The sequence below is a fragment of the Candidatus Acetatifactor stercoripullorum genome, from assembly GCF_944382095.1.
In the GTDB taxonomy this organism is placed as follows: Bacteria; Bacillota; Clostridia; order Lachnospirales; family Lachnospiraceae; genus Acetatifactor; species Acetatifactor stercoripullorum.
This window is the reverse complement of sequence record NZ_CALWMU010000013.1, coordinates 22,813-36,325: the sequence shown is the minus strand read 5'-3', so window position 1 is coordinate 36,325 and position 13,513 is coordinate 22,813. Positions and strand designations below refer to the sequence as shown.

10 protein-coding genes are annotated in these 13,513 nt (G+C 48.6%); 3 read left to right on the top strand and 7 right to left on the bottom strand.

The genetic code is table 11. From position 1 onward, the window contains the following. Positions 1–138: 138 nt before the first annotated feature. From SHK35_RS05610 to argH, 6 genes are all read right to left on the bottom strand, one after another. Positions 139–1,179 carry an ABC transporter substrate-binding protein gene (locus SHK35_RS05610; RefSeq protein ID WP_318709009.1) on the bottom strand — a complete coding sequence of 347 codons (1,041 nt, stop codon included), beginning with the start codon at positions 1,177–1,179 and terminating at the stop codon, positions 139–141. 107 nt (positions 1,180–1,286) lie between these two features. After that, positions 1,287–1,955: a UDP-N-acetylglucosamine pyrophosphorylase gene (locus tag SHK35_RS05605; protein ID WP_318709008.1), complete on the bottom strand. Its 669-nt coding sequence runs from the start codon at positions 1,953–1,955 to the stop codon at positions 1,287–1,289. 39 nt (positions 1,956–1,994) lie between these two features. Further along, positions 1,995–3,986 (bottom strand): DNA topoisomerase, encoded by a 1,992-nt coding sequence (locus tag SHK35_RS05600; RefSeq protein ID WP_318709007.1) that lies wholly within the window; start codon positions 3,984–3,986, stop codon positions 1,995–1,997. Between the two features lie 16 nt (positions 3,987–4,002). Continuing rightward, entirely contained in the window at positions 4,003–5,730 is a 1,728-nt protein-coding gene (locus SHK35_RS05595) for a putative bifunctional diguanylate cyclase/phosphodiesterase (RefSeq protein ID WP_318709006.1), read from the bottom strand. A gap of 52 nt (positions 5,731–5,782) precedes the next feature. Next, positions 5,783–6,868, bottom strand: a complete 1,086-nt coding sequence (gene asd / locus SHK35_RS05590; RefSeq protein ID WP_318709005.1) for an aspartate-semialdehyde dehydrogenase — start codon at positions 6,866–6,868, stop codon at positions 5,783–5,785. Between the two features lie 34 nt (positions 6,869–6,902). Continuing rightward, positions 6,903–8,330 carry an argininosuccinate lyase gene (gene argH, locus SHK35_RS05585; RefSeq protein ID WP_318704531.1) on the bottom strand — a complete coding sequence of 476 codons (1,428 nt, stop codon included), beginning with the start codon at positions 8,328–8,330 and terminating at the stop codon, positions 6,903–6,905. 155 nt (positions 8,331–8,485) lie between these two features. Between argH and SHK35_RS05580 the strand changes: the two genes are divergently transcribed. Then, entirely contained in the window at positions 8,486–9,262 is a 777-nt protein-coding gene (locus tag SHK35_RS05580) for an ABC transporter ATP-binding protein (RefSeq protein ID WP_318709004.1), read from the top strand. After that, positions 9,243–10,046, top strand: a complete 804-nt coding sequence (locus SHK35_RS05575) for an ABC transporter permease (protein WP_318709003.1) — start codon at positions 9,243–9,245, stop codon at positions 10,044–10,046. Before SHK35_RS05580 ends, SHK35_RS05575 begins: the two co-directional genes overlap by 20 nt. 78 nt (positions 10,047–10,124) lie before the next feature. Here the strand turns inward: SHK35_RS05575 and SHK35_RS05570 are convergent, their stop codons facing one another. Continuing rightward, the gene (locus SHK35_RS05570) at positions 10,125–12,452 is read right to left on the bottom strand and encodes a glycoside hydrolase family 3 C-terminal domain-containing protein (RefSeq protein ID WP_318709001.1); all 2,328 of its coding nucleotides are present in this window, start codon (positions 12,450–12,452) and stop codon (positions 10,125–10,127) included. A 152-nt stretch (positions 12,453–12,604) separates the two neighbouring features. Between SHK35_RS05570 and SHK35_RS05565 the strand changes: the two genes are divergently transcribed. Continuing rightward, complete coding sequence (locus tag SHK35_RS05565; RefSeq protein ID WP_318708999.1) at positions 12,605–13,483, top strand: AraC family transcriptional regulator; 879 nt, start codon at positions 12,605–12,607, stop codon at positions 13,481–13,483. Positions 13,484–13,513 lie beyond the last annotated feature (30 nt).

Below are 13,513 nucleotides of genomic sequence, written 5' to 3'. Positions count from 1 at the left end.
ATTTATATCATAAACGCAAGCTATTTTTCATATTATGACGGCAATTTGTGACATCAAAAAGGGGAAGGACAGAAAAGAATCTCCTTCTGCCCTTCCCCTCTTCATTTTATGGTACGCTTCAGACTGTATTTATTTCTTTTATTCATCCAGCACGGACAAATCTACTCCAAGAGCCGCAGCCGTCTCTTCATTTACGGTAAGCTCACACTTGGAGGCGTCAAGATAGCCGATAGGCATTTCTGCAGGAGAAGCTTCTCCTTTCAAAATGGAAACTGCCATTTCTCCTGCAAGGTAGCCCAGCTGGTAATAATCGATACCATAGGTTGCAAGGCCGCCAGCCTCCACCATGCCTGCCTCGCCGCAGATAATGGGAAGTCCGTTGTCGGTGGCAACCATAGATACGGTAGCCATACCTGCCGCTATGGTATTATCGGTAGGCGCATAAATTACGTCCACCTTTCCTACCATAGATTCCACTACGGTCTGAATTTCGTTAGAGCTTGAAACGGTGAAGGTCTCACTGGAAAGTCCCTTTTCCTCGCAGGCTGCAATAGCCATCTCAGCCTGAATCTGAGAATTTGCCTCTGCAGAGCAGTACAAAATGCCTACTCTCTGCGCATCGGGGAAAATTCTGGTGAGCAGATCGATCTGCTCTGTCACAGGGGTCAGATCGGAGGTTCCGGTCACATTGGTTCCGGGAGCCTCATTGTCATTCACCAATCCCGCCTCGGCATAATCCGTGATGGCAGTGCCTACAATGGGAATCTCCGAAGTAGCTCCGGCTACCGCCTGTGCCGCAGGGGTGGCAATGGCGAGAATCAGATCATTCTCCTCGCTTACCAGCTTTGTGGCAATGGTCTGGCATGCGGACTGGTCATTCTGGGCGTTCTGCTGATCTACCTTGTAGCTGATGCCGGAAGCGTCCAGAGCCGCAATAAAGCCTTCGTTGGAAGCATCCAGAGCCGCATGCTCTGTCAGCTGGAGCACACCTACCTTATAGGTCTGTCCGTCTGCTGTCTGCTCTGCAAAAGAAGCGCTCTCCTCTCCCGTCTGGGTCTGGGCAGACGCTTCTGTCTGTTCCTGTGTTGCGCCGCTTTGGGCCGTTTCGCTGCTGGAGCAGGCTGTGAGCATAGACGCAGCCATCACCGCAGCCAGAAAAATAGACACTTTTTTTCTCATAATAAATTCTCCCTTGTATTTATTACTTTAACGCACAAACGTATTAATGCGTTAGTGCAATCTAGCACTAGAAAAAATATACAACAAGGGAGAAAATAAGTCAATGGTTATTTCCTTTTTGCAACAATTTCCTTTTGAGATTTAAAGATGCTGTCAGCCGGAACCACACCTCTTACCATGGAGACAGGGTAGATATTGGAATTTCTTCCCACCACTGTTCCGGGGTTAAGCACGCTGTTGCAGCCTACCTCCACGCAGTCTCCCAGCATAGCTCCCATTTTCTTTAAGCCGGTTTCCAGAAAGTCCTCCTTTCCCTTTACCGTTACAAGGGTCTTGTCGCTTTTTACATTGGAGGTGATGGAGCCTGCCCCCATATGCGCCTTAAAGCCAAGAATGCTGTCCCCTACATAATTGTAGTGGGGAACCTGCACCTTATTAAAGAGAACCACATTTTTCAGCTCTGTGGAATTCCCCACCACAGCGCCCTTTCCCACAATGGCGTTTCCCCGAATGTAGGCACAGTGTCTGATCTCAGCCTCCTCATCGATGATCAGCGGACCATTTAAGCAGGCCGTAGGGGCCACGCGGGCGCTTTTTGCCACCCAGATGTCTTCCCCTCTCTTTTCGTAAAATTCCTCCGGAAGTCTCTTCCCCAGCTCAATGATAAAATCATGAATCTTTGGCAGAACCTCCCAGGGATATTCCGCTCCCGCAAAAAGCTCTGCCGCAATGGTCTCCTTTAGGTCAAACAGATCATAAATTGTAATATTCTCCATATTCTCATTCCTTTCCGCAGACTCATGCTGCCCTATATTTTACTGTTTGCTGCTGTAATTGGCCTCCGCCGCCTGAAACTGGGCGTAAAGCATCCTCTGATTGTTCATCTGTTTTACGATATTGGTTCTTCGTGTCACGAAATCCGACAGCTTTTTCATATATTCCTCGGGAGATATCTTTCCGTCCGCCACAAGGGTAAGTCCCTTTTCCCAGCTTGCGGTCAGGGCCGGGTCAAGAAGGGGCCTGATGGAGCTGTTTACCACATCGTAGACCATCTCGCCCATCAGGGTGGGCGTGAGAACCTGGCTCTTTTTATTCAGTGCAAGGTATTCAATATTTACCAGCTTTTTTAATATTTCCGCCCTGGTGGCGCTGGTGCCGATGCCGCTTCCCTTGATCTGGGCCCGCAGCTCCTCATCCTCAATAAACTGTCCTGCATTTTCCATGGTGAGAATTATGCTTCCCGAGGTGTACCGCTTTGGAGGAGAGGTTTCTCCCTCCTTGATCTCATAATTCTCAGCCTGAAGCTTATGCCCCTTTTTCAGGCCGGACAAAAGCCCTGCCAGCTCACTGTCGCATTTTTCCTCCCCCTCCTCCTTTTCCTGTGTCTTAAAGGAATAGGCCAAAAGCTTCAGATATCCCTCCTCCTCCAGCACTTTGAAGTTTGCAAAAAAGCGTTCCTCCTTTACCCTGATCACAAGGGCGAATTTCCGATAAACAGCCGGAGGATAAAAGATGCTCAGGAATCGTCTGGCAATGATTTCATATACCTTTGCAGAAACCGGAGGCAGCGACGAAAGATTGTTCAGTCCCTGGCCTGTGGGAATAATGGCATAATGGTCTGTAATCTGCTTATCGTTCACATAACGGGTTTTGGCAATCCCCTTGTGCCTTCCCTCAGAGAGAATCCAGGCCGCCGCCTCCCCCGTGTGCCCAAAGCCCCGCAGCCCCCCGATATTCTTATGAATTTCCTTTGCCACGGCAGAGGAAAGCACCCTGGCGTCGGTCCTGGGATAGGTGACCATCTTCCTTTCATAGAGCTCCTGGACAATCCGAAGGGTCTCGTCGGGACTGATCTTGAAATATTTGGAGCAGTCGTTCTGCAGCTCCGCCAGATTGTAAAGCAGCGGCGGATTTTTCTTTTCCTGCTTCCGCTCTATGCTTTCCACTGTGATATCCCCCACCGGCTCCTTTTCCAAATAGGCGATCAGCTTTTCTGCGCTCTCTTTTTCCCGAAAACCGTTCTCTTTGTATAGAAGGGGCGAAGCATACAAGCCAGAGCCCTCCACCGCCTTCCACTCTCCCGAAAAGCATTTCTCCTGCAGCTTGAAATTTCCAATCACCCTGTAAAAGGGGGTCTTTACAAAGGAACGGATTTCCCGCTCGCGGTTGACGATCATGCCAAGGACGCAGGTCATCACACGGCCCACGGAAATAACCGCCTTATCCCGTTTCAGGTAGTCCCGCAGGGTTCTCCCGTATTTCAACGTCAGGGCCCTGGAAAAATTAATTCCCATCAGATAGTCCTCTTTTGCACGCAAATAAGCCGCGTGGCTTAAGTTGTCATATTCCTTCAGGTCCTTAGCCTCGCGGATTCCTCTTAAAATTTCTTCTTCCGTCTGGGAATCAATCCAGACCCTTTTTCGTTCCTTGCCCTGTACTTGAGCCATCTGCTCCACCAGACGGTAAATATACTCTCCCTCCCGTCCGGAGTCGGTACAGACGTAAATGGTGCTTACGTCCGGACGGTTCAGCAGTCCGCTCACAATAGAATACTGTTTGCGGGCACTTTCGATTACCTCATAACGAAAGGTTTCCGGGATAAAGGGAATGGTATCAAAGCTCCATCGTCTGTATTTCTCGTCATAGGCTTCCGGATAGCTCATTGTCACCAGATGTCCCACACACCAGGTGACAATGGCCTCCCCGCCCTCCAGGTACCCTTCCCTGGAGTTCATATTTATTTTCAGTGCGGCGGCAAATTCCCTTGCCACACTGGGTTTTTCCGCTATAAATAAGTTTTTGCCCACGAATCTATGTCCTCACTTAAGCTGTGAAGGCCTTCTGAAAAAGCTTTTCCAGCTCCTCCGGCGGCTGCGGCTTTCCACAAAGATACCCCTGAATCACGTCACAGCCAATGGCATGCAGGTACTTATACTGCTGTTCATCCTCCACACCCTCGGCGATGGACTCAAAGCCCAGACATTCCACCATATTGATGATGGATTCTGTGATCACCCTGGTGGCAGAATCCGTCAAAACCGTGTCAGTAAAGCTTTTGTCAAGCTTTAACGTATCTATGGGAAGCTGCTTTAAATAGGACAGAGAAGAAAATCCTGTGCCGAAGTCATCCAGGGATATTTTGATCCCACAGGCATGCAGCTGTTTGAGCTTATCGGAAACCATGTCAAAGTCATTGATCAGGATGCTCTCCGTAATTTCCAGTTCTACGTCGGAGGGATCTACCTGATATTTCCGGATGGTCTTTAAAAGAGAATCCACAAAATCGTCTCTTGCGCACTGCAGCGCGGATATATTGATGGACATGATAAAGGAAACTCCATATTGCTTCCGCCAGGCAGAATACTGCCTGATGCTTTGTTCCACCACCCAGTTTCCGATGGGAATAATGGCGCCGTTTTTCTCCGCAATAGGAATAAACACGGAAGGGCTTATCATCTTCCCGTCCTCCTCCCGCCATCTCACAAGCGCCTCAACCCCGCGCAGCTTTTGGTTCCCCGCATAAAACTGGGGCTGAAAATATAGCACAAAATTTTTCTTGAACACAGCCTCCTTGAGCTTGTTTTCCAGCTCAACCGTCTCCAGAAATTCATTCAGTATGGAAGCGTTAAAATACCGTATGGTATTCTTTCCGGTGCTCTTCCCTTTAAACATGACGATCTCCGCACACTTCATCAGCTCAAGGGCCGAGGACGCCGCCTCAGGAAACTCTGCAACGCCTATGCTGACGGTAATCTGAAGCTCCTGGCCACTGCTTAAGCAGAAGGGCTCCCTGGTTCGCTTCTGTATGGTCTTGTGTATGTGCTCCACGCTGTGGTCTCCCATGGGCTCATAAATGGCCATACAATACACATCGCTGCTTAAATGACAGACGATTACCTCCTTGCTGCACAGCTCCTTTAAAAAGCTGCCAAACTGCTGGACCAGCTCGTCTCCAACTACCAGGCCCATACCGTCATTTATCTTTCTAAAATCGTCGATGTCGATCACCAGTACGCTGACCACACTGTTTCTTTCCTTGGCAGTTCTCACAAATTCGCCCAGCTGGCGCACAAAATAATTGCGGTTATAGAGTCCTGTGAGCCCATCATAATATGCCATGTAGGTCAGCTCTTCATTCTGATTTTTAAATTTTGTGATATCGGAGGTGCATATCACCTTCTCCTCTGGACGTCCCAGGGCGTCATAGGTTACATTGGCGCAAAACCGAAACCACCGCTTTTTATCCTTCATAAGACATTCTGCCGTCAGAGAAGCTTCTCCACTTTTTTCCAAAAACAAAACGTCTCTCAGCTTAAGCAGGCAGGATTCGTCCACAGCGTCAAAAAGCTTTGCCGCCTCCTTCATGTCGTGCACTTCAAAGTCAAAAAAATCATGCCACTTCCCCAAGGTGACAACTTCATTTTTCTCAAAAGAATAATACAGAAAAGCCTCGGCAGAGGCATCGCATACCATATGGTACATGCGTTCCTTTGCCGCCAGCTTTTGGTTCATCGCTTTCAACAGATTTAATTGATAGCGCATTTCATTCATAATATGCCTCCCCGATATCCGAAACGGGCAAAGCCCGACAGACAAAACCCTGTTATCGTTTTGTGATGTACCCCTGGGCCTTTAACAGCTCCGCACAGAGAATCGCTCCGCCAGCAGCTCCCCGAACCGTATTGTGAGACAGCCCTACAAACTTATAATCATACACTGTATCCTCGCGCAGCCTTCCCACGCTGATTCCCATGCCCTTTTCATAGTCCACATCCAAAGCCACCTGTGGTCTGTTTTCCTCCTCAAGATACTGGATAAACTGCTTAGGTGCGCTGGGAAGCCCAAGTCTTTGAGGCTCTCCACTGAAGGATACAAGCTTCTCGATCAGCTGCTCCTTTGAAGGCTTCTTTTTAAATTTCACAAAGACCGCCGCCGTATGGCCGTTCAAAACCGGCACCCGGATACACTGACAGGTGATTACAGGAGACTGGGCCGGCACAATCACCCCGTCCTGTATGGAACCCCAGATGCGGAGGGGCTCCTTCTCGCTTTTCTCCTCTTCTCCGCCGATATAGGGGATAATGTTTCCCACCATCTCCGGCCAGTCCTGAAAGGTCTTGCCGGCTCCTGAGATAGCCTGATAAGTGGTTGCCACCACCTCGCAGGGCTCAAACTCCTTCCATGCCGTCAGCACAGGCGCGTAGCTCTGGATAGAGCAGTTGGGTTTTACCGCAACAAAGCCTCTTTTTGTTCCAAGACGCTTTTTCTGATATTCTATCACTTCCATATGCTGAGGATTAATCTCCGGTATCACCATGGGAACGTCGGGCGTCCATCTGTGAGCGCTGTTGTTGGATACTACGGGAGTCTCTGTCCTGGCATAAGCCTCCTCTATCTTCTTAATCTCATCCTTTGTCATATCCACTGCGCTGAATACAAAGTCCACCTGAGACGCCACCGCCTCCACTTCATTCACATTCATGACAACAAGACCTTTTACCGCCTCCGGCATGGGGGCGTCCATCTTCCATCTGCCTCCCACGGCCTCTTCATAGGTCTTTCCCGCAGAACGGGGGCTTGCCGCTATGGTAGTCACCTCAAACCAGGGGTGATTTTCCAGAAGGGAAATAAAGCGCTGTCCCACCATGCCTGTTCCGCCTAAAATACCAACCTTTAATTTCTCACTCATATTTTTTTTCCTCCTCCCGGCGCAGCCGGATAATCTATTGTTTCTGCGGGTTTAAGATCACATTGTCCGGCAGAATATCAATTCTGTCCTCCTGCAGATATTTTTGGTTTACCTCGATTACCTTCTTCATGGCCTCCGGTCCGGGCGCGCCGATGGTAAGCCTTTTTTCCACACAGGTCTTTAAGGAAACCGCCTCGTAAAAGTCAGGCTCAAATCTATCGCTGATGGCCTGCAGCTCCTCAAGGCTTAAGGCATCAATAGAGGTATCCTTGTCAATACAGTATAATACCAGTCTTCCTATAACAGCATGTGCATCCCGGAAGGGAACCCCTTTGTTCACCAGGTAGTCCGCAGCGTCCGTGGCATTGCTGAAACCGTTCACCGCACTTTTTTCCATGCGGTCCTTTTTAAATCTCATGGTTTTCAGCATCCCTGTAAACAGAATCAGACAATTCTGCACCGTATCCATGGCGTCAAAGGATACCTCCTTGTCCTCCTGCATATCCTTATTATAGGCAAGGGGCAGTCCTTTCATGGTCGTAAGAAGAGAAACCAGTGCGCCGTACACCCGGCCTGTTTTTCCTCTCACCAGCTCCGCGATATCAGGATTTTTTTTCTGGGGCATGATGCTGCTTCCGGTGGAGTAAGCGTCATCCAGCTCCACAAACTGATATTCATTGGAATTCCACAGTATAATTTCTTCACAAAAACGGCTTAGGTGCATCATCACAGTGGACAGCGCCGCGAGAAATTCTATCAGATAATCTCTGTCGGCCACGGAATCCATACTGTTTAAGGTGGGCCCCTCAAACCCCATCAGAGAAGAGGTATAGCTTCTGTCCAGAGGATAGGTGGTTCCCGCCAGGGCTCCCGCTCCCAGAGGGCAGTAATTCATGCGGCAGTAAATATCCTTCATCCGAAGCCTGTCGCGCTTGAACATTTCAAAGTAGGCACCATAATGATGGGCGAGGGTTGTGGGCTGGGCCTTCTGCAGATGGGTAAATCCAGGCATATAGGTTTCCAGATTTTCCTCCATGGTGTGGAGAATTACCTCTAAAAGGGACTTTAACAGGTCGTCCGTTTTCAAAACCTGCAGTCTGGTATACAGCTTCATGTCTAACGCCACCTGATCGTTTCTGCTCCTGCCTGTATGAAGCTTCTTTCCGGCCTCTCCGATCCGGCTGATAAGCTTGGCCTCCACAAAGCTGTGAATATCCTCATATTCCGGACCGATCTCCAGATCGCCTCTGTCTACATCATCCCGTATTCCCGTAAGTCCCTTGATAATGTCATCCCTCTCTGCGGATGTGAGAATCCCCTGCTTGGAAAGCATGATGACATGGGCGATGCTGCCCTCTATATCCTGGTGGAATAAACGCTTGTCAAACTGTATGGACGCATTAAACTCATAAACCATCCGGTCCGTTTCTTTGGTAAAGCGTCCGCCCCACAACTGTGCCATAGCCTGTCTCCTGTCTTTTTTTTAAACTCGAAATTGATATTACCATAAAAAACGCTTTTCTGCAATACAGTGTACCGTTAGTTTTACACCCTTTTTCCGCCTTTATCATAATATATGATAAATTGATTTCATAATCGCGAAAGGGTATGTCCTTTATGCAGAACATCTTGGAGCTTAAAAATATCGGCTATTCCTATCACAGCCTTCAAGGAGAAACAAAGGCCCTTAAAAACATTTCTTTCGGCGTAGGGGAGGGGGAATTTGTAGCGGTGGTGGGTCCAAGCGGCTGCGGAAAATCCACACTGCTTTCCATTATATCCGGCCTGCTTCCACCGGAAAGGGGCACCATCGCAGTGAATAATCCGGACGGTTCCCTCCATTACCCCAGGGTTGGATATATGCTTCAGCGGGATCATCTCTTTGAATGGCGCACTGTATACAAAAATGTTATTTTGGGACTGGAAATCAACCATATGATGACCCCGGAGAGGCTGGCCCATGTAGACCAGCTGCTTTTTGATTACGGGCTGGATAAATTCCGGGACAAACGTCCAAGCGAGCTGTCCGGGGGCATGAAGCAGCGGGCGGCGCTGATACGGACTCTGGCCCTGGACCCCCAGCTGCTTCTTCTGGATGAGCCCTTCAGTGCTCTGGATTACCAGACAAGACTTATGGTTTCTTCGGATATCTGCCAGCTGATACGGGCTGCCGGAAAAACCATGATCATCATTACCCATGATCTTTCCGAGGCCATCAGCCTTGCGGACCGTGTAATCATCCTGTCTGCAAGACCGGCCGTGGTAAAAATGAAGGTTCCCATTCATCTTACCCTGTCCGACGACTCGCCGCTGGCCGCAAGAAACGCACCGGAATTTCAATCTTATTTCAATCAACTGTGGGAGGAGCTTGGCTGTGAAAGAAAAGAAATGTGAATTGACAAAGCAGGAGGAATTTGTAAAAAGCCACAAGAGGCATCATCATCTGATTACCTCCTGGCGTTTTCTGATATTAGTCCTTTTTTTGGTTTTGTGGGAGGCAAGCGCTGATTTGGGCTGGATAGACAGCTTTTTCTTTTCCAGCCCAAGCCGTGTGGTGCTGCTTTTTATAGAGCTTTGTGCAGATCGCTCCATCTTCCTTCACATTGGCATCACCCTTTGGGAAACCCTTCTAAGCTTTCTTTTGGTGTTTCTCATCAGTTTGATCAGCGCTACGCTGCTATGGTATTCTACGAAGCTTTCCGAAATTTTAGAACCGTACCTGGTTATTTTAAACAGTCTGCCGAAATCTGCTCTGGCTCCGCTGTTTATCGTATGGCTGGGAACGGGAACAAAAACCATAATCGTAGCAGGCATATCCGTGGCCCTGTTCGGCTCCATCATCAGCTTTTACACAGGCTTTAAGCAGAGTGATTCCGAGAAGGTGACTCTCATCTACACCCTTGGAGGGAAAAGGAAGGACGCCTTTTTCAAAGTAATTCTCCCAAGCTCCGTGCCCGTGCTTTTAAGCACCACCAAGGTAAATATCGGCCTTGCCCTGGTAGGCGTGATTATCGGCGAGTTTCTTGCCGCAAGGCAGGGACTTGGATATCTGATTATATATGGATCCCAGGTATTTCAGCTTGACCTGGTGATAATGGCGGTAGTGATCCTGTGTCTGATCGCCTTTGGCCTGTACCGGGGGATACAGCAGATAGAGTATCATATCAGAAAGGGCTGAGCGAAAATGTCCGTGTCAGAAAAAAGGGAGTCAGGAAAAGAATGTCCTGACTCCCTTTGGCAAAGGATACCTTATATTTTACAGGCTGTTAAGCTCCTTTAATATCGCTTCCAGTTCCTTATGGGAGCCTTTGTCAAAGCTCAGCATTCCCCGCAAGGGCATATACTTCATCATTGCCAGCTCCATTTCCTCTGTGATGGCCTCCTTGGCGGCGCTGCTCTTCTCAGGCTCCTTTTTCTCCTGGTTTTCCATCTGTGTGCTCTGCTTCTTTCGGAAACGCTCCACCACTGCTCTTGCCGCCGGATCCTTGTATATATCCTCATAAATGGAATCCCCGTCATAGGTTCTCTTTATCTGGGTGGTAGACTCCACCATTACAGTCTGGCAAAGAACAATATCCCGGGAGGACTTTCCGATCAGAATATCAAATTCTCCGGATTCCACATACCAGTCGTGAATCTCCGTGTTGTAGTATGCAAAGGCCCGCTTGCCCAAAGTAAAGGAAACTGTCTTTGTCTCTCCCGGCAAAAGAGCGATCTTTGCAAAATCCCGAAGCTCCTTCTCCGGCCGCAGCACAGAGCTTTCTTTATCCCGGACATAGAGCTGGACGATCTCTTTTCCTGGGCGTTTTCCCGTGTTTGTAATATCCACACTTACAGTAAGGGTATCCGTATCCTTTAGCTTTTGCCTGTCAGCCCGCAGATTGGAATAGGTAAACTCCGTGTAGGATAAGCCGTGTCCGAAGGGGAACAATACTTCCATTTTCTTTTTGTCATAATACCGGTATCCCACAAAAACTCCCTCCCGGTAGTCCACACTGTTTCCTTCCCCGGGGAAAAACAGATAAGAGGGATTGTCCTCCAATTTCACAGGGAAGGTCTCCGGCAGCTTGGCACTGGGATTTACCCTGCCAAACAGAATATCATATTCTGCCGCCCCCACGGCCTGGCCGCTCAGATAGGCTTCCACAATACCCTTAACCTTGTCCGCCCAGGGCATTTCCACCGGAGAACCATTGTGCAGCACTACAATTACATTTTCCTGTACCTTTAAAATCTCATCGATCAACGCATTCTGACAGTCCGGTATGCGCATATGGGTTCGGTCAAAGCCCTCCGATTCAAATGCGTCCGGCAGTCCTGCAAAGATCACTGCGGCCTTTGCTTCTCTTGCGGCCTCCACAGCCTCCTTCACCAGCGTTTCATTTATTTCATCTTTCTCATCATCAAAGCCCTGGGCAAAAATAATGTTGGGATTTGCCGCAGCCGCATCCATGACAGAGGTCACCTTATGGCTGTTGATATGGGAGCTTCCGCCTCCCTGATAGCGGGGTTTTTTCGCATATTTCCCGATAAATGCGATTTTTTCCGACTCATCCAGGGGCAGTACGCCGTCATTCTTTAAAAGGACTATGGTTTCCTCTGCAATTTTCCTCGCCGCCTCATGGTCTGCATCCCTGTCAAACACAGCAGTTTTATCTCGATTTTCCGCAAAGCGGAACACTATATTCAGGATTCTTGCCACCGCCTGATCCAAAATCTCCTCAGAAAGCCTGCCCTCTTTCACCGCTGTCACAATCAGCTGGTCATTCTCCCCGTTTGAGGAGGGCATCTCCAGATCAAGACCTGCGGCCAGATCCTCCACACGGCTGTTCACGGCGCCCCAGTCGCTTACCACATAGCCGTCAAAGCCCCACTCCTTTCTCAGCACATCTGTGAGATAGGTTTTATTTTCCGCCGCATAGACACCGTTTATTTTATTGTAGGAGCACATGACCGTCCAGGGCTTCTGTTTGCACACGGCCCCTTCAAAAGCAGCCAGATAGATTTCACGAAGCGTTCTCTCATCTATGTTGGAGGAGCTGCTCATTCTTCTGGTCTCCTGGTTGTTTGCCAGAAAATGCTTGATGCTGGTTCCCACATTTTTACTCTGTACGCCCTTGATGAGGGCTCCTGCCATTTCAGTGGCTAACAGCGGGTCCTCGGAATAGTATTCAAAATTCCTGCCGCAGAGAGGGGAACGCTTTATATTCACCGCCGGACCTAAAATGACGCTGACTCCCTCCGCCTGACATTCATTTCCTAAAATTTCTCCCATTTCCTCTAAGAGCTCTCTGTTAAAGGATGCGGCAGTAGCACATCCCGCCGGAAAGCAGACGGCCTTAATACTCTCATTTACTCCCAGATGATCCGCCTCCTGATCCTGCTTGCGCAGGCCGTGAGGGCCATCTGATACCATGGACGGTGCAATTCCCAGCCTTTCGATGCCTTTCGTGTGCCAGAAATCACCTCCGGAACACAAGGAGGCCTTTTCCTCCAGTGTCATTTGTGCAATTAATTCCTTGATCTTTTCTTCTTTCAAGCTCGTACCTCCTCCTGCCCGTTGAAACGGACCTCTGTTTCTCATTGTAATTTTATCCTATCAGAAAAAAGAAATTCCGTATATTTCTTTTCTTGACAAGAATATAGGTCAATCTTGACTTTTTCCTTCCTGCTTTCTATGATGATTTTAGGGAAAGCAAAAAGAAGATAACCACATCGGAAAGGGAGGGATTTTCCGTGCATCAAAGTATTCATGAGGAAATACCGGTATCGGAAGCTTTAGAGGTAAACTTTAGAATTTATGAGGACAGCAATCATCTGGTTCCCAACCACTGGCACGACAGTCTGGAGGTAGTGTATCTTTATCAGGGAACGATGAAGGTAACCATAGCGGACAAGGCTTATCTGTTAAATCAGGGAGATTTTATCCTGATAAACTCAGCAGACATCCATTCCACCTTCTGCGAAGCCTATGTAAAGGTGCTGCTGCTTCAGATTCCCCAGACCTTTTTAAAACAAGCCATATCAGGCTTTGAACAGAGCAGATTTTGTAATTTCTATCAGCAAAGCGATGCCTTAAACACCCACGCTTCTCCCCAGTTTCAGGAAATCCACAGTAAAATCACACAGCTTCTGCTGTGTATGGGAGAAGCCTTCTACCAGAAGCAGCCATGGTATTCCCTGCATTTTAAAAGTCTTCTGTATGAACTATTGTTCCTGCTTATGAAATACTTCCGCCAGGAGATCAATCCTGTCCTGCAGGTGAAAACGGCCAAGAATCTCAAACGCTTAGAGGGCATTCTCAATTATGTGAGAGACCATTATCAGGAAAGCGTTTCCCTGACGGAAATTGCAGAATTTGCCGGTCTTACCCCGGAATATTTCTGCAGGTTTTTTAAAAAATATATGGGACAGACCTTTCAGGAGTATTTAAACACCGTGCGCCTGACTCATGTGTATGAGGACTTGGCAGAAACAGATTTGAGCCTTACCACCATTCTCGGCAGCCACGGCTTTACCAACTATAAGCTCTTTATGCGTATGTTCCGCAATACCTATCACTGCACTCCTTCTCAGATGAGAAAAATCCTGTCAGGGAAGGACAAAGGGGATTAAAAGATTGCCTTACAAAAAGGCACCCCGGAA